This window comes from Streptomyces chartreusis (assembly GCF_008704715.1).
GTDB lineage: Bacteria > Actinomycetota > Actinomycetes > Streptomycetales > Streptomycetaceae > Streptomyces > Streptomyces chartreusis.
Map to the genome: position 1 here is coordinate 3,491,223 of NZ_CP023689.1, position 16,833 is coordinate 3,508,055.

The following is a 16,833-nucleotide window of genomic DNA, read 5'->3' on the forward strand; positions in this document are numbered from 1 at the left end:
GGTCCCCGAAGGAACCCGGCCCGTCCGCCACGGCAGGCGATCCAGTGCTGGTGTCAGCCGCGCAGGGCCTGGACCGCGGCCTCCAGCCGCTTGCCGAAGTCGTCGTCCGCCCGGCGGAAGTTGCCGATCGCCCGCTCGACGATGTCCTGGTGCGAGACCGGCGCCATGGCACCCGCCAGGTTGGTGATCAGCCGCTCCTTCTCGTCCTCCGACATCAGGCGGTACAGGTCGCCCGCCTGCACGAAGTCGTTGTCCTCCGCGTGCGCGGGGGCCTCGTGGTTGCCGGTGCCGGCGGTGAAGCCGGTCAGCGGCTGCCACAGCGGACGGTCCGTCTGGGCCGGGCCCCCGAAGCTGTTCGGCTCGTAGTTCTTCGCACCGCCATGACGGCCGTCGTACAGGACGCCGTCACGGGAGTTGGTGCGCGCCTCGGTGGCGTGCGGGCGGTTCACCGGCAGGTGGTCGGCGTTGATGCCGACGCGGTAGCGGTGGGCGTCGCCGTAGGCGAAGAGGCGTCCCTGGAGCATCTTGTCCGGGGAGGGGCCGATGCCGGGCACGAAGTGCGCCGGGGAGAAGATCGACTGCTCGACCTCGGCGAAGACGTTGTGCGGGTTGCGGTTGAGCTCCAGCCTGCCGATCTCGATCGGCGGGTAGTCCTCGTGCGGCCACACCTTGGTGAGGTCGAACGGGTTGAAGCGGTACGTCGCCGCGTCCGCCGCAGGCATGATCTGCACCTGCACGGTCCAGCTCGGGAACTCCCCGCGCTCGATGGCCTGACGCAGGTCACGCTGGTGGGAGTCGGGGTCCTCACCGGCGAGCCGGTTGGCCTCTTCCTGCGTGAGGTTCCTGATGCCCTGGTCGGTCTTGAAGTGGTACTTGACCCAGAAGACCTCGCCGGCCTCGTTGTTCCACTGGTAGGTGTGCGAGCCGTAGCCGTTCATGTGGCGGTACGACGCCGGGATGCCGCGGTCGCCGAACAGCCAGGTCACCTGGTGCGTCGACTCGGGGCTCAGGCTCCAGAAGTCCCAGACGTTGTCCGGCTCGGTCGAGCCCGTGTAAGGGTCGCGCTTCTGGGTGTGGATGAAGTCCGGGAACTTGATGGCGTCCTTGATGAAGAACACCGGGGTGTTGTTGCCGACGAGGTCGTAATTGCCCTCCTCGGTGTAGAACTTCAGCGCCCAGCCGCGCGGGTCACGGACGGCGTCCGCCGCGCCGAGATTGCCGGCCACCGTCGAGAAGCGCAGGAACGTCTCCGTCTGCTTGCCGACCTCGGAGAGGAAGGCGGCGCGCGTGTACCGGCTGACATCGGCGGTCACCGTGAAGGTGCCGTAGGCGCCGGCGCCGCGCGCGTGCACCACGCGCTCCGGGATGCGCTCCCGGTTGAAGTGGGCGAGCTTCTCCAGCAGGAGCTGGTCCTGGACCAGGACCGGGCCGCCGATCCCCGCGGTCTCGCTGTTCTGGTTGTCGGCGACCGGAGCTCCGGCCTCCGTCGTGAGCGGTCCCTGGGTCACGTGCGCCTCCTGCGTCGTTTCGAGCAACTCCGGCCACTTCTGTCCATTGGCCAAAGACGATCTCGATCCTATCTTGGACATTGTCTAAGTCAAGCTGACCTCCAAAGTCACACCCATTCGGAACCTGGTCCTCCTCTGTTAAGGTGTCTGCATGAGTGACCTTCTGGAACGGCTGCGCGGACGCGGATGGCGGATGACCGCGCAGCGCCGCGTCGTGGCCGAGGTTCTCGCCGGCGATCACGTCCACCTGACGGCGGACGAGGTGCACGCGCGGGCCGTCGCCAAGCTGCCCGAGATCTCCCGGGCGACCGTCTACAACACGCTGGGCGAGCTGGTCACCCTCGGCGAGGTCCTCGAGGTCTCCACCGACAAGCGCGCCAAGCGGTACGACCCGAACGCCCACCGGCCCCACCACCACCTGGTCTGCGCCCAGTGCGGCTCCATCCGGGACGTCCACCCCACGGGCAACCCGATGGCCGACCTTCCCGCCTCCGAGCGCTTCGGCTTCACGGTCTCGGACGTCGAGGTGACGTACCGCGGCATCTGCCCGAACTGCGCGAAGGCCTAGCCGGCCACCTTCTCCGAGCCCCGGCACCGACGAGTGCCGGGGCTTTGTGCTGCCCTGGCTGCAGGAGGGCGGGGTGAGGGGCCGGGTTGCGGGCGGGGTTCCAGAATCTGACGGACCGTCATATGGTCAACGACACCCACACGTCCGTACCGCACTCCGCAAGGAGACAGAAGTGGGAGAGCCGTACCCCAAACTCAGCGCCAACGACCTGACCCGCACCTTCGGCCGAACCCCCCGCACGGTCGACGCCCTCGGCCCCCTCGATCTGACCGTCACCCACGGCGAGTTCGTCTGCGTCGTCGGCCCCTCCGGCTGCGGCAAGTCGACCCTGCTGCGCATCGCCGCGGGCCTGCTCCGCCCCAGCACCGGCACCCTGGAGATCCGCGCCACGAGCCCGCGACCGGCGGCGATGATCTTCCAGGACTACGGCATCTACGACTGGAAGTCCGTCCGCGCCAACGTCCGCTTCGGCCTGGACATCCAGCGCGTCCCGCGCCGCGAGGCGAACGCCCGCGCCGACGACTGGCTGGCCCGCATGGGCCTGTCGGACTTCGCGGACGCCTACCCGGCGGCCCTCTCCGGCGGGATGCGCCAGCGCGTGGCGATCGCCCGAGCTCTCGCCGTGGAGCCCGAGATCCTGCTGATGGACGAGCCCTTCGCCGCGCTCGACGCCCAGCTGCGGACGATCCTCCAGGACGAACTCCTGGACATCACCCAGTCCTTGAGGACGACCACCCTCTTCATCACGCACAGCCTGGAGGAGGCCATCGTCCTCGGCGACCGTGTCCTGGTCATGTCGGCCCGGCCGGGCCGGATCATCGCCGAGCACCGCCCGCCCTTCCCGCGCCCGCGCACCGGCGAGATCCGCGCGACGCCCGAGTTCACCGCCCTGAAGAGCGAACTGTGGGACCTGCTGCGGAAGGAGGCCGTGCCGGCATGACGACGCTCACGAAGCCGCCCGCCGAGTCGGTCCTGATCCGCCGCCCGGGCCCGCGCGAACTCCACCCCACCCGCACCCACCGCCGCAGGCGCGCACTGGAGCTGTCGCTGGCGCTCGCCGTGCCCGTCGCGCTGCTCCTGCTGTGGCAACTGGCCGCCACCCGGGCCTGGATCGACGACCGTGTCTACCCGGCCCCGTCCACGATCCTCGCCGACGGCTGGGACCGGGCCGCGGCCGGCGAGCTGTGGCCGGACGTGTGGGCCACCCTGAAGCGGGTCCTCGCCGGATACGCGGTCGGCACGGCGGCGGGCTACGCCCTGGGCCTGCTCATGGGCTCCCTGTCCCTGGTACGCGCAGCGCTGGAGCCGCTGCTGGACGCCCTGTACGTCGTACCGAAGCTGGCCCTGCTGCCGGTCTTCCTGAACATGTTCGGCCTCGGCGAGGGCCCGCAGGTGGCCCTGGTGGCGGCGACGGTGTTCTTCTTCGTGTGGATCTCGACCATGTCGGCGGTGATGTCCATCCCGCCCGGCCACCGTGACGCCGGCCAGGTCTTCGGCGCCTCGCGATGGCAGATGTTCCGCCATGTCCTGCTGCCCGCCTCGCTCCCCTCCGTCCTGGTGGGCGCGCGCATCGCGGCAGGTGTGGCGGTGCTGGTCATCGTCGCGTCGGAGCAGATCGCCGCGACGAACGGCCTGGGCCATCTGATCTTCGACTCGCGCGCGCTGTTCCAGAACGACGTCATGTTCGTCGGCATCGTCTGCGTCGCGATCCTCGGAGTCCTGTTCTCCGAACTGATCCGCTTCGCCGGCCGCCTGCTCACCCCCTGGGCACCGAGGGACCGAGGAAGGGGCCAGTCATGAGAAGAAGGCCACATGTGTACGGCGTCCTCCTCGCCGCGGGGGCCCTGCTGGCGTCGGGGGCGTGCTCGTCGCCGTACGAGTCGGACTCCTCGTCGAAGGCGGCCGCCGGCGACCGCACGATCCGCCCGGTCGAGGGCTGCGGCACGAAGGCGTGGACGGACCCCGAGGACCTCTCCCCCACCCGCACACCGGCCCGCTGTCTGCCCGGCGCGCCTTCCCCGCAGCCGCTGTCCGAGCCCCGCAAGCTGACGATCGCGACGGGGACGCTGAGCGCGGAGTACGTGGCTCCGCTCCAAGTGGCGCTCGACAAGGGAGAGTTCAAGAAAGAGGGCCTCGACGTCACGCTGAAGGTCCTGCCGACCCCGGACGCGCTGCCCCTCCTGGCGAAGGGCGACATCGACGCGCTGTGGGCGGCCCCGGAGGCGGCCGTCATGAACGGCGTCAAGGGCGGCTTCGACATCAAGTGGGTCGCCGGGAACTTCTCACCGGCGCCGAAGTCGAAGAGCGGTCTGTGGGTGCGCCTGAAGGAGGGCGAGAGCGCAAGCCAGGTGGCGATGGCCGGCCGCAGGATGGGCACGATGATCGGCAAGGGCTCGGTCATCGCGTACCCGATGGAGAAGGCGCTGGAGAAGCACGGCGGCGGCCTCGCCGACATCCAGTACCAGCAACTCGGCTCGGCCGACGTCCTCACGGCCCTCCAGAACGGCGGCGTCGACTCCGCGTGGCTCCTGGACCCGGTCTGGCGCAAGGTCGACGGCGAGCAGGGGTACGCCTTCCTCGGCGGCCAGCCGCGGGGCGAGCCACTGGGAGGCATGCTCTACGGCCCCGCCCTCCTCCAGGACGACGTGGACGCCGGGGTGGCCCTCCTCAGGGCCTACATCCGCACGCTGAACTCGTACTTCGCCTCGGACTACAAACAGGATGCGAGCTTCGTCACATACCTGGCGAAACTCCTCAAGGCGGACGAGTCCGTGCTCGAATCCACCCCGTCCCTGCTCATGGACTGGGAGATTCGCTCCGCCACGACGACCCGCCTCCAGTCGGCGTACAAGGCCCAGGGCGTAGCAGAGGGCTCTCCCCTGCCGGAGTCCCGAACGGTGAACCGAGCCCTGTACGAGGAGGCGGTAGGCCACCTCCCCTGACACACCTGGCCTGCAAAACCACCTAGGGCCGGGATCCATATGGATCCCGGCCCTAGGCCTTCAGTAGCGGGGACAGGATTTGAACCTGCGACCTCTGGGTTATGAGCCCAGCGAGCTACCGAGCTGCTCCACCCCGCGTCGGTGAACGCAACATTACGTCAACACCGCGAGCAGAGGCAAATCGCTTGGCGGCCGACGGTGACGAGGGGCTGACCAGCACCTTTCAGTACCGAGCCAGGTCCCCCTCCCAGCGCCTCCGGCGTTTGAGTCGGCACCGGCCGGCTCCCCTCTCAGCCCGTCCGGCGTTTGAGGACGAGGCCGTTCAGGCCGAAGCGGGGGCCTGGGGGCGGCAGCCCCCAGAGACGCCGGCCAGCCGTCAGCCCCCGCTCACGCAGACAGCTCCTCCCGCAGAGCGTCCCGCAACCGCGCCGCCCGCTCGGCAACCTCCGCCGGCCCCAGGCTCACCGCCCGATCGGCCCACCGCTGCCCCTCCGCGAGCTCACCGCGACGCGCGTAGACCAGGGCGAGCCGCAAAGCCGACCGCCCGTGCCCGGCGTCAGCCGCCCGCGTCCACCACACCGCAGCCTCGGGCTCACTGCCCTCCCTGGCCAGCAGCAGCCCCAGATTGAACGCACCGTTGCGCGACCCGGCCTCCGCGGCCGCCCGGTACCACCGGGCCGCCTCCACCACGTCCCCCCGAGCCGCGGCCAGCATCCCGACCCGCACCTGCGCCCGCCGATGCCCCTGCGATGCGGCCCGCTCGTACCACTCCTCGCACTCGGCCTTCTCACGCACCGGCTCGCCCAGCTCATGCGCCGGCTCCGGCGGCCGCCGGGCATCCAGCACGGTCGCCAGCCGATAGGCACCCTCCGCACTGCCACCCCCGGCCGCGCACCGCAGATGCCGCTCCGCGCCCGGCTCGTCGCCGTCCCGCAGCCGCGCGATCCCGACCTGGAGCGCCGCCTCGGTGTGCCCGGCGGCAGCCGCCCGCTCGTACCACCGCAGCGCGGCCCGCTCCTCACCCCGACCGGCGTACAGGATTCCCAGGTTGAACGCGGCGTCCACGCTCCCCGCCTCCGCGGCCTTGGAGAACCACGGCTCGGCACCCGTCGTGTCGCCGACCTGGAGCAGCAGGATCGCCAGCGCGTTCGCCGCCTCGCGATGCCCTGCGTAAGCCGCCCGCCGGTACCACTGCTCGGCCTGCGCGGTACGCGTCTGCTCGGCGCAGAGCAGCCCGAGGTTGTACGCGCCGTTGACGTCACCGGCGTCCATCGCGGCCCGGTACCACCGCTCGGCGGTCTGCGTCTCGCCGCGCTCGGCGTGCAGCGCGCCCAGTGCGTTCGCGGCGTTGCCGTCGCCGTCCTGCGCGGCCCGCAGCCACCACACGGCGGCGCTCTCGGTGTCCCCGGCGTCCCTCAGCAGGAACCCGAGCGCGCAGGCGGCCCGCGCCTCACCGTCCTTGGCGGACGTCAGGTACCAGCGCCCGGCCTCCTTGAGCTCCCCGCGCTTCTCCAGGATCGCCCCGAGGTGCAGCGCGGCCCTGCGGTGCCCGCGCGCGGCGGCCTGCCGGTACCACTGCTCGACCTCGTCCAGCACGGCCTCGTCCGGCTCGACACCGTTGTCGCCGCCGTCCTCGCCCGTCCGCGTCACCTGCCGGTCGAGCGCGCGCGCCAGCCGGTACGCCGCCTCCCGGTGCCCGCGCTCCGCGGCGACCCGCATCCACTGCTCGGCCCGCGCGTCGCTGCGGTGCTCCAGCAGATCGGCGAGCGCGTACGCGCCCAGCGTGTGTCCCTGCTCGGCGGACTGCCGCAGCCAGTACTCGGCGGCGGGCTCGTCGCCCCGCTCACGGTGGTGGCGCCCCAGCGCGTGCGCGGCCGCGGCCGACCCGGCGACGGCGGCGATCCGCCACCACCCGGCGGCCTCGTCGGCGTAGCCGCGCTGGTGCAGCAGCACTCCCAGATTGTTCGCGGCCGCCCGGTCCCCCGCCGCGGTCGCGGCCCGCAGATGCGGCTCGGCTCCGTCGAGGTCACCGCGACGCAGCAGCATGGCCCCGAGTACGCTCATCGCCTCGACGTCACCGGTCTCCGCGGCGAGCAGCTGCCGAGCCTCCTCGGCGGCCTCCCCCGTCTCGTCCTGGTCCGCCGGCCGGTCGACGGCGAAGTCGGCCTCCGGTCGCACGAGTTCGGCCACCGGCTGCGAGACACCGTCCGTCGGACGCGAGGCATCGTGCTCCGGCTGCACCAATTCGCCCGCCGACTGCACAAAGTCGGCAGGCTGCACAAACCGCCCTGTCTCCAACAGAGTTGCCTTGTCCCCCATAACGTCCATCGTCGCACCACCTGCAACCCGGGTACACCTGGTATACCGCAGCCCGTGAGGTCACTTCAGCGTTTTGTCGACATGCCCACAGAGAGACAAGTCAAACACAGTTCGGCCAACTCCCCACGGCGGCACGAGCGTCCCGGCCCCCGGCACATGCGTTCGCACACCACGAAGGCCCGGATCCTTGGAGGATCCGGGCCTTCGCTGTCGTACGAAATGTTCGCCGACTTCAGTAGCGGGGACAGGATTTGAACCTGCGACCTCTGGGTTATGAGCCCAGCGAGCTACCGAGCTGCTCCACCCCGCGCCGTTGTGAAGCAACCGTATCACGGCGCGGGGTGGGCTATTCGATCAACCTGGCGTCCCTAGGTGCCGGTGGGACTGCCGCTCGGTTTGGGACTCGAACTCGGGCTCGCGCTCTCGCCGCCGCTGCCCGCACCGCCGCCGGTCTTGTCCGGCTGCGACTGCGCGTCCTCGGCCCGCCTGAGCGCGTCCTCCAGGTCCTTCTGCGCCTTGCCGTACGCCTCCCAGTCACCCTTCTTCAGGGCGTCCTGGCCGGACTCGAAGGCCTTCTGGGCGTCGTCGAGCGCTTCCTGGACCGTCGGGTTGCTGGACGTCGGCGGAGGTGTCGTACCGCCGCCGTCCTCGTCACCCTCGTCCGGTGGCTGGGTGGTCGCGCCCTCCGCTCCGAAGACCTTGCTCAGGGCCTCGTCGAGCGTGTCCTCGAAGGCGGTGTTGCCGCCGTAGGACACCAGCACCTTCCGCAGCAGCGGGTACTTGAGCCCGCCACCGCGTACGTAGACCGGCTCCACGTACAGCAGTCCGCCGTCCAGTGGCACCGCGAGCAGGTTGCCGTACTCGACCTCGGAGTCGCCGCCTCTGAGCAGCCTGATGGTCTCGGCGATGTCCTGTTCGGAGTTGAACTGGCTCTGGACCTGACTTGGGCCGTTGACCGTGGTGTTGGTCGGCAGTTTCAGAATTCTGATCTTGCCGTAGTCACTGGTGCCCGCTTCGGCGTCGACCGCCATGAAGCCACTGAGGTTGTCCCGGCCGTTCGGTGTGAACGTCGTCGTCAGCGAGAACGCCTGCGCCGCCTGGTCGGGCATCTTCATGCTCAGGTAGTACGGCGGCGTGGCACTGCCCGACTTGTTGGTCGGGTCGTCGGGCACCTGCCAGACCTCGCTGCCGCTGAGGAACGTCGTGGCGTCCTTCACGTGGTAGCGGGTGAGCAGCTCGCGCTGGACCTTGAACAGGTCCTGCGGGTAGCGCAGATGATCCATCAGCGACTTGGAGATCTCGCTCTTGGGCTCCACCGTGTTCGGGAAGGCCTTCATCCAGGTCTTCAGGACCGGGTCCTTGGTGTCCCACTGGAAGAGCTTGACCTCACCGGTGTAGGCGTCGACGGTCGCCTTCACCGAGTTGCGGATGTAGTTGACCTGGTTCTGCTGGGCCACCACCGCGCGGTTGTCGTTGGTCGCGGTCAGCGAGTCGGCCGTGGTGTCACCGAGGGTCGTACGGGACGAGTACGGGTAGCCGTTCGTCGTCGTGTACGCGTCGACGATCCACTGGATACGGCCGTCCACGACCGCCGGGTAGGCGTCGCCGTCGATGGTCAGCCACGGGGCGACCGCCTCGACGCGCTCCTTGGGGGTGCGGTTGTACAGGATGCGCGAACCGTCGCCGATCGCGCCCGAGTACAGGATCTGCGGCTCGCCGAACGCCACCGCGTACGCGGCCCGGTTGACCGGGTTGGAGAGGCTCACGCCGCTGTCGGCCTTGTAGCTGTAGGTCTTCTCGCCGCTGTCGTCGGAGTAGTCGATCTCCTTCTGGGGACCGCCGACGATCGAGTACATCGTGGTCTTCTCGCCGTAGTAGACCCGCTGCTCGTACGTCCCGAGGTCGCCCTTGGACGGCAGGTCGGACTCGGTGAAGTCCGGTCGGCCCTGGGAGTCGGCGCTGGTGCCCTCGGCGGCGACCACGCCGTAGCCGTGGGTGTAACGGAAGTGGTCGTTGATCCAGTTCCGCTTCGGGATGCCGTTGAGGTTGATCTCACGCAGGCCGATGACGGTGTCCTGGTCCTTGCCGTCCTTGGCGTACCGGTCGACGTCCAGGTTGGTCGGGAACGCGTAGTAGTTCCTGATCTGCTGGAGCTGCTGGAACGTGGGCGAGACGATGTTCGGGTCCAGGATGCGGATGCTCGCCGTGGCGTCGACCTCGTCGCGCAGCTTGGTCTTGTCCTCGGTCTTGCTCGTGCCGGGGTACTCGGTGACCTGGGTGCCGTCGATGCCGTACGCGTCGCGCGTCGCCTTGAGGTTCTTCTCGACGTACGGCGCTTCCTTGGCCTGCTCGTTGGGCTGGACCTGGAACTTCTGCACGATCGCCGGGTACAGGCCGCCGATGAGGATCGCGGAGAGCACCATCAGGCCGAAGCCGATCACGGGCAGCTGCCAGGTGCGCCGCCACAGAGTGGCGAAGAACAGCAGCGCGCAGATCACGGCGATGCAGAACAGGATCGTCTTGGCCGGCAGATAGGCGTTGGCGTCGACGTACCTGAGGCCGGTCCAGTTGTCGGTCGCCTTGAAGTCGCTGGACTTCACGGCGAGTCCGTACCGGTCGAGCCAGTACGCGACGGCCTTCAGGGCGACGAAGATGCCGATGAGGACCGACAGATGACCGGTCGCGGCGGCCGTGGCGCGCGCGCCGGGGCTGGTGATCCGCAGCCCGCCGTACAGGTAGTGGGTGAGCGCGGCGGCGATCACGGAGAGAATCGCGGCGGCGAAGCCGAAGCCGAGCAGGAACCGGTACCAGGGCAGGTCGAAGGCATAGAAGCCGACGTCCAGGTGGAACTGGGGGTCCTTCTCACCGAAGGGGACGCCGTTGACCCACATCAGCCAGGTCCGCCACTGGCTGGAGGCGGAGGCGCCGGCGATCAGGCCGACCAGGGCGGTGATCGCGAGCAGCAGCCACTTCTTGTACGGCGCGATGCCCATGCGGTAGCGGTCGAGGCTCTGCTGCTCCATCGACATGGCGCTCAGCGGCGGGCGCAGCCGGTGCGCGAGCCAGATGTTGAAGCCGACCGCGAGGGCCATCAGCAGACCGAAGACGAAGAAGAGTCCGATCTTCGTCCACAGCGTGGTGGTGAACACCGAGGAGTAGTTCACCGACCGGTACCAGAGCCAGTCAGTCCAGAAGCCCGCGAACATGGTGAAGGCCATGCCGAGGACGGCGAGCACGCCCAGTGTCATGAGCAGGGTCCGGACACGCCGGGACGGTCGGCCCACTCTGATCCGTGGCCCGGTCGGGCCTCCGCCGCGGTCCGGCATCTGGAAAGCCAAGGTTCGCACCCCGAAGTTCGCTGTAGGTCTGGGTCAGGCCCGCGTCTTCGTGGACCCTCCGTGGCCCCCCGTGATCGTGGGCCCACATCTATGCAACTTACTCACCGTTTACTCGGTTCCCGATTCCGGCCAGGAACGAGAGAGGATTGTGACCATGTCCAACACTCCCATGGCTGCGAACCCGCTCACCCGGGCCGTTCTCGAGATCGACGAGTACGCCTCCGGCCTCGGCTGGGACCAGCCCGCCCGCCTTTTCGCCCTCGTCGACACCGCACGGCTGCGAGTCCAGGAACCCGGCCTCGCCGCCCAGCTCGGCCTGGGGGACGAGCAGGAGTCCTCCGGCCTGACCCCGATCGAGCAGGACGAAATGCCAACGGGCAAGCAGCTCGACGAGTTCCTCGGCACGATCGCCTGGCCCGACGCGGTGGCCGGCTGCGCGCTCACCGTTGAGCGGCTGATGCTGCCGCCGTCCGCCGAGGCGCAGGTTCCGCAGGGCCTGAGCGACGCCAAGCTCGCGAAGTGGGTGGCGGACCACCCGGACCGTCAGGAGGTCCGTATGACGGTCGCGGTCCTGCGTGACGGCACCCGCGAGGCGGCCCTGCGTCTGCGCGAGAAGGACACCCCGACCGAGGTGCTCACCGGCCCGGACCTGGTGCCGGGCCTCGCGGACGCGTTGAGGTCGACCTTCGAGGACTGAGGTCCTCCGGTACGACGAAGGGGGCGCCCCTCGGTGTGAGGGGCGCCCCCTTCGTCGTACGGATGCCTGACGCTCAGCTCTTCGTCGTGCACTTCGGCAGGTCGGCGGTGTCTCCGGAGCGGATGTCCTTCATGGCGCCGAGGGCGTCGTCGATGGTGTCGACCTTGACCAGGGTGAGCCCGCCGGGGACGTCCCTGGAGGCGGTCGCACAATTGTCGGCGGGCGTCAGGAAGTACTGGGCGCCCTTCTCGCGCGCGGCGATGGTCTTCATCTCGATGCCGCCGATGGGGCCGACCTTCCCGGCGTCGTCGATGGTGCCGGTGCCGGCGACGAACTTGCCGCCGGTGAGGCTGCCCGGGGTCAGCTTGTCGTAGAGGCCGAGCGAGAACATCAGGCCCGCGCTGGGGCCGCCGACGTCGGCGAGCTTGATGTCGATGCTGAACGGGAAGGTGTGGTCGGTCCCGGCGGAGATCCCGACGATGGCGCGCTTGTCGCCGGTGTCGGTGGACTCGGCGGTCCTGATGGTGATCTTCTCGGTCTTCGTCGGCGTCCGGCGCTCCTTCTCCGCGGCGGCCTGCTCCTTGGCCGGCACGATCGTGAAGACAACGTCCTGTCCGGGCTTGTGCTTGGTCACCAGCTCGGCGACGTCCCCGGGCTCCTTGACGGTCGTACCGTCGACGGCCTTGATCACGTCACCGGCGTGCAGCTTGCCCTCGGCCGGGGTGCCCTTGACGACGGTCGAGACGATCACCCAGCTCTGCACCGGGATGTCCAGCGCCTTCAGGGCGGCGACCTTGGCGCTCTCCTGGGACTGGCTGAACTCCTCGGCGTTCTCCTGGGTGGACTGCTCCTCGGTCTTGCCGTCCGGGTAGAGCGTGTCGTGCGGGACGACCTTGTTGTCGTGCGCAAGCCAGCCGTAGACCGCCTCGACCAGGTTCATCTTGTAGTCGGCGCTGGTGACGCGGACGGTGGTCATGTTGAGGTGACCGCTCGTCGGGTAGGTCTTACGCCCGGAGATCTGAAGCACCGGCTCACCGTCGTGATCGCCGAGGGTGTTGACGGTCGGCCCCGGGGACATCTCCGCGTACGGCACGGGAATGAACACTCCCGCGCACAGGAGCGCGATCAGCATCAGAGTGGAGGCGAGCATCGTCGCGGTGCGGCGTGGCATGCCAAGACAGTACGTGACAGTCCTGTCAGAGCCCCGTCAGGGCCGCGAACCCGACTCCGTGATCATGCGCCGGCGATCATGCGCGGGGCGAGGACTTCTCCATGGCCGCGCGGAAGCGGGCGTAACCGTCCAGCTCGGGGCCGTCGCCCCGCGCCTTGCGGGTCCGATTGGCCCAACTGCCCCACAGGCCGGCGATGACCGCAGCCACGAGCGGAATCAGCAACCAGGCGAGTGCCGCCATGCCGTCCTCCCATCCCCAATGAGTGACCGCAACTGACTGATCAGCAGATTAACCACTGGCACTGACAACGCTCACGCCAGGGGTGCGGTTACGCAAGCCGAGTGGGGTGGACGGGGCCGGCGGGTGCTCGGGAGGGGTCCCTCAGCAGGCGCCGACCCACTCCTCCGTACCGTCCGAGAACTTCTGGTGCTTCCAGATCGGCACCTCGTGCTTGAGGTCGTCGATCAGCTTGCGGCACGCCTCGAAGGCCTCGCCGCGATGGGGGCAGGAGACGGCGACGACGACCGCAAGATCGCCGACCCCGAGGTCGCCGACCCGGTGGACCGCGGCGAGCGCCCGCACCGGGTACTCGGCGACGACCTTCTCGGCGATCCGTCGCATCTCGGCCTCGGCGCTGGGGTGGCACGAGTACCCGAGCTCGTCGACGTCGGCACCGCTGTCGTGGTTGCGCACGGTGCCCACGAAGAGCGCGGTCCCACCGGCGGCGTCGTCCCCGACGGCACGGAAGACCTCGTCCAGGGAGAGGGCCGTCTCGCGAATGGCGATGAGCTTGACGGGATCCTGAGCGCCCTGCTCACCGGGGTGATCGTTGGTAGGTGCCATGGCCCCATCGTGCCCCACGCGCGTGAGGACGGGGAATAGCGTTATCGCCCGGCACCCGCGCGTGCGGCTTTGGAGCCTCCTACAGCCCGGCCCGCTCCATGCCGTGGTGCCGGCCCGCGATCAGATCCGCCGCCTGGCCTTCCGCGCCCGCCGTACGACCGCCGCCGCGCCCAGCAGGGCCACCGTCGCGCCCGCCGCGCCCGCCGCCGTGGCGTCCTTGCGGCCGAGCCGCCGCCCGGCGACCGTGTGCCTGCCGGAGACCTCTTCCAGCAGCTCGGCGAGGACTTCCTCGTTGGTCCACTGCGGCCGCCACCCGGCGTCGTGCAGCCGGCTGCCGCTGACCACCCACGGATACATCGTGTAGGCCAGGTCCCCGGCCGGGGACGGAGTCAGCCCGATGCGGTGCAGGCGGGCCGCCGCTCCGAGCGCGACCGCGGAGGGCAGCTCCATACGGCGGATCCCGCTGAGCTCCTCGACCTCCTCCTGCTCCAGCCAGCCGTCGCATCCGACGGCGAGTTCCCCCTCGACCTTCTCCAGGACGGCGTACTCGAGCGCGCTGCACAGGTCCTCGACGTGGCAGAACTGCCAGGCGGGCCGGGATCCGGCGACGACGAGCAGCCGGGGCGACTCGAAGTACCTGGTCAGCGCGGTGTCGGTGCCGCCGACCAGCACGGCGGGGCGTACGACTGTGACATTGAGTCCCGGGTGGGCCCTGGGGGCCCGGCGCGCGAGCCGCTCGATCTCCAGGAGGTCCCCGACGCCGGTGGCCTCGGCCGTTGCCCGCAGCTCGGCGTCCTCGGACAGCGGCAGCTCGTTGTCGTCGAGCGCTCCGTAGACCATCGCCGAGGTGCACAGCACCACCCGGTGGACGCCGGCCGCCGCGGCGGCCGTCAGGACGGTCTGCGTCCCCCGAACGTTGTATGCCGTCCGCGCGGCCGAATCCGTCTCCAGATCCAGGTCGAGCGCCAGGTGCACGACCACGTCGGCGCCGCGCAGCTTCTCGGCGATGGCGGGGTCCCGTACGTCCAGGATGTGCCACTGCGCCGCGGCGCAGTCGCCGCGCCGCTCGTCGATGGCGATGACCTGCTTGACCTCGTCGGACGCGACCAGCCGCTCGGTGAGCAGCGCGCCGATCCCGGACGCGGCACCGGTCACCGCGACGACGGGTCCGCGCACGCCGCGCGCGGCGTGCGGGGTTGACTCGTTTCGCGCTGCGCGAACCTGCGGATCAGGGGAACTCACCGGGCGTCTCCAGCGGTTGTCTTTAGTACGAACGCGAGTGACGCGTACGTACCAGGTGGCATCCATCCTGCCGCAGGCCGAGAGTCGGCGAAGCACCGAGGCCCGATCGGCTCGCGGTGTCTACGCTGGGTGGTGTTATCAGGCAGTCGTGCCGCCGGCGCCAGCCGGTGGCCTTACAAGCCGAGGAATCCCGTGAGTGACACCCCATTCGGATTCGGCCTTCCGCCGGAGGAGCCGGAAGACGGCGACGAGGGCAAGAAGAAGGACCAGCAGAGCGGTGGTGGTCAGGGACCGGCCAACCCGTTCGGTTTCGGCGGGCTGCCGGGTGCCGGGGGCTTTGGCAGCCCTGGCGCGGACAATCCGTTCGCTGCCATGTTCGGCTCGCTGAACCCCACCGACCTCGGGGCCGCGTTCCAGCAGCTCGGGCAGATGCTCTCGTACGAGGGCGGCCCGGTGAACTGGGACATGGCCAAGCAGATCGCCCGCCAGACGGTCTCCCAGGGCACCGCGGACGGCACCAAGGACGCGAGCGTGGGCGCCTCCGAGCGCACCGCCGTCCAGGAGGCCGTGCGCCTGGCGGACCTGTGGCTGGACGACGCGACGTCCCTGCCGTCCGGCGCGAACACCGCCGTCGCGTGGAGCCGCGCGGAGTGGGTCGAGGCGACCCTGCCCGCGTGGCAGGAGCTCGTCGACCCGGTCGCGGAGCGCGTCGGCACCGCGATGGGCGACGTCCTGCCGGAGGAGATGCAGGCCATGGCGGGCCCGCTGATCGGCATGATGCGTTCGATGGGCGGCGCCATGTTCGGCACGCAGATCGGGCAGGCCGTCGGCGTGCTCGCGGGCGAGGTCGTCGGGTCAACCGACATCGGCCTGCCGCTCGGCCCGGCAGGCAAGGCCGCGCTGCTGCCGGTGAACATCGAGACGTTCGGCAAGGACCTGGGCGTGCCGAAGGAGGAGGTGCGGCTGTATCTCGCCCTGCGCGAGGCCGCCCACCAGCGCCTCTTCGCGCACGTGCCGTGGCTGCGCTCGCACCTGTTCGGCGCTGTCGACGGCTACGCGCGCGGGATCAAGGTCGACACCGCCAAGCTCGAGGACGTGGTCGGCCAGTTCGACCCGCAGAACCCCGAACAGCTTCAGGACGCTCTCCAGCAGGGCATGTTCCAGCCGGAGGACACCCCGGAGCAGAAGGCGGCTCTGGCCCGTCTGGAGACGGCTCTGGCGCTCGTCGAGGGCTGGGTCGACGCGGTGGTCCACGCCGCCGCCAAGCCCCGTCTGTCGTCCGCCGACGCGCTGCGTGAGACGCTGCGCCGCCGGCGTGCCTCGGGCGGCCCGGCCGAGCAGACGTTCGCCACGCTGATCGGTCTGGAGCTGCGTCCGCGGCGCCTGCGTGACGCCTCCCGCCTGTGGGCCTCGCTCACGGACGCGCGCGGTGTCGACGGCCGTGACGCCCTGTGGGCGCACCCGGACATGCTGCCGACGGCCGGTGACCTGGACGACCCGGACGGGTTCGTGCACCGCGAGCACCTCGACTTCTCCGAGCTGGACAAGATGCTCGGCGAGGCCGCGAGCGGCGGCGGCGAGAAGCCGAACCTGAAGAAGGAAGACGACTCCGAGGGCGGCGACGCAAAGGGCGACGGCACCGAGTGAGCCTGTACGACGACGCGGTCCTCGTGCTGAAGGAGTACGAGGACCAGGAAGAGCTGCGCCGGACGTATCTGGAGCATCTGGAGACGCACCCGGACGGCATGTGGAAGGCCTGCGGCGACGGGCACATCACGGCGAGCGCACTGGTGATCGACCCCTCACGCGGGCGGGTGCTGCTCACCCTCCACAAGAAGCTGCGCATGTGGCTGCAGATGGGCGGCCACTGCGAACCGGCCGACGAGACGCTGGCGGCGGCCGCCCTGCGCGAGGCCGCCGAGGAGTCCGGCGTCGCGGGGCTGTCCCTGCTGCCGGGCGGCCCGGTCCGCCTGGACCGGCATCACACGCCGTGCGCCTGGCACCTCGACGTCCAGTACGCGGCGCTCGCCCCGGCCGGCGCCGTGGAGGCGATCAGCGACGAGTCGCTGGACCTGCGCTGGTTCGCCTACGACGAGGTGGCGGACGTCGCGGACGAGTCGGTCCTGCGACTGCTGGAAGCGACCCGCGCGCGCCTGTGAAAGCGCAGGGGCGACCGATCCAGGCGGTCGCCCCTCAACACAGGC

14 protein-coding genes and 2 tRNA genes are annotated in these 16,833 nt (G+C 70.0%); 7 read left to right on the top strand and 9 right to left on the bottom strand.

What is annotated here, in order from left to right:
- Positions 1-53: 53 nt before the first annotated feature.
- A complete protein-coding gene (locus CP983_RS14655) occupies positions 54-1,508 on the bottom strand; it encodes a catalase (RefSeq protein WP_150499837.1) in 1,455 nt (484 codons plus the stop codon).
- Positions 1,509-1,659: 151 nt separating this feature from the next.
- On the opposite strand from CP983_RS14655, the gene CP983_RS14660 reads away from it, so the two are divergent.
- The 4 genes from CP983_RS14660 (at position 1,660) to CP983_RS14675 (ending at position 5,018) form a co-directional block, all read left to right on the top strand.
- Positions 1,660-2,076, top strand: coding sequence for a Fur family transcriptional regulator (locus CP983_RS14660; RefSeq protein ID WP_030949880.1), 417 nt, complete (start codon positions 1,660-1,662; stop codon positions 2,074-2,076).
- 172 nt (positions 2,077-2,248) lie between these two features.
- A complete protein-coding gene (locus CP983_RS14665; RefSeq protein WP_125529842.1) occupies positions 2,249-3,016 on the top strand; it encodes an ABC transporter ATP-binding protein in 768 nt (255 codons plus the stop codon).
- On the top strand, positions 3,013-3,876 hold the full coding sequence (locus CP983_RS14670) for an ABC transporter permease (RefSeq protein WP_150499838.1): 864 nt from the start codon (positions 3,013-3,015) through the stop codon (positions 3,874-3,876). The genes CP983_RS14665 and CP983_RS14670 overlap by 4 nt, the downstream gene beginning before the upstream one ends.
- The gene (locus CP983_RS14675; RefSeq protein ID WP_150499839.1) at positions 3,873-5,018 is read left to right on the top strand and encodes an ABC transporter substrate-binding protein; all 1,146 of its coding nucleotides are present in this window, start codon (positions 3,873-3,875) and stop codon (positions 5,016-5,018) included. The genes CP983_RS14670 and CP983_RS14675 overlap by 4 nt, the downstream gene beginning before the upstream one ends.
- Positions 5,019-5,082: 64 nt before the next feature.
- Here the strand turns inward: CP983_RS14675 and CP983_RS14680 are convergent.
- The 4 genes from CP983_RS14680 to CP983_RS14695 all read right to left on the bottom strand — a co-directional run bounded on the left by CP983_RS14680 (position 5,083) and on the right by CP983_RS14695 (position 10,663).
- Positions 5,083-5,156: transfer RNA gene (locus tag CP983_RS14680), tRNA-Met, on the bottom strand.
- A gap of 249 nt (positions 5,157-5,405) precedes the next feature.
- On the bottom strand, positions 5,406-7,346 hold the full coding sequence (locus tag CP983_RS14685) for a tetratricopeptide repeat protein (protein WP_229914877.1): 1,941 nt from the start codon (positions 7,344-7,346) through the stop codon (positions 5,406-5,408).
- Positions 7,347-7,573: 227 nt separating this feature from the next.
- Positions 7,574-7,647, bottom strand: a tRNA-Met gene (locus tag CP983_RS14690).
- Between the two features lie 58 nt (positions 7,648-7,705).
- Positions 7,706-10,663, bottom strand: a complete 2,958-nt coding sequence (locus CP983_RS14695) for a UPF0182 family membrane protein (RefSeq protein WP_125528430.1) — start codon at positions 10,661-10,663, stop codon at positions 7,706-7,708.
- 166 nt (positions 10,664-10,829) lie between these two features.
- On the opposite strand from CP983_RS14695, the gene CP983_RS14700 reads away from it, so the two are divergent.
- Entirely contained in the window at positions 10,830-11,372 is a 543-nt protein-coding gene (locus CP983_RS14700; RefSeq protein WP_167537707.1) for a PPA1309 family protein, read from the top strand.
- 73 nt (positions 11,373-11,445) lie between these two features.
- On the opposite strand, the gene CP983_RS14705 is transcribed toward CP983_RS14700, so the two are convergent.
- The 4 genes from CP983_RS14705 to CP983_RS14715 all read right to left on the bottom strand — a co-directional run bounded on the left by CP983_RS14705 (position 11,446) and on the right by CP983_RS14715 (position 14,629).
- Positions 11,446-12,543, bottom strand: coding sequence for a YlbL family protein (locus CP983_RS14705; RefSeq protein WP_150499840.1), 1,098 nt, complete (start codon positions 12,541-12,543; stop codon positions 11,446-11,448).
- A 76-nt stretch (positions 12,544-12,619) separates the two neighbouring features.
- The gene (locus CP983_RS43965; RefSeq protein ID WP_163016829.1) at positions 12,620-12,784 is read right to left on the bottom strand and encodes a hypothetical protein; all 165 of its coding nucleotides are present in this window, start codon (positions 12,782-12,784) and stop codon (positions 12,620-12,622) included.
- Between the two features lie 141 nt (positions 12,785-12,925).
- Entirely contained in the window at positions 12,926-13,387 is a 462-nt protein-coding gene (locus tag CP983_RS14710; RefSeq protein ID WP_125528428.1) for a molybdenum cofactor biosynthesis protein MoaE, read from the bottom strand.
- Between the two features lie 120 nt (positions 13,388-13,507).
- Positions 13,508-14,629: an SDR family oxidoreductase gene (locus CP983_RS14715; protein WP_093747226.1), complete on the bottom strand. Its 1,122-nt coding sequence runs from the start codon at positions 14,627-14,629 to the stop codon at positions 13,508-13,510.
- A gap of 192 nt (positions 14,630-14,821) precedes the next feature.
- On the opposite strand from CP983_RS14715, the gene CP983_RS14720 reads away from it, so the two are divergent.
- Positions 14,822-16,276, top strand: a complete 1,455-nt coding sequence (locus CP983_RS14720; protein ID WP_107903044.1) for a zinc-dependent metalloprotease — start codon at positions 14,822-14,824, stop codon at positions 16,274-16,276.
- Complete coding sequence (locus tag CP983_RS14725) at positions 16,273-16,788, top strand: NUDIX hydrolase (RefSeq protein ID WP_150499841.1); 516 nt, start codon at positions 16,273-16,275, stop codon at positions 16,786-16,788. The genes CP983_RS14720 and CP983_RS14725 overlap by 4 nt, the downstream gene beginning before the upstream one ends.
- The last annotated feature ends 45 nt before the right edge of the window (positions 16,789-16,833 follow it).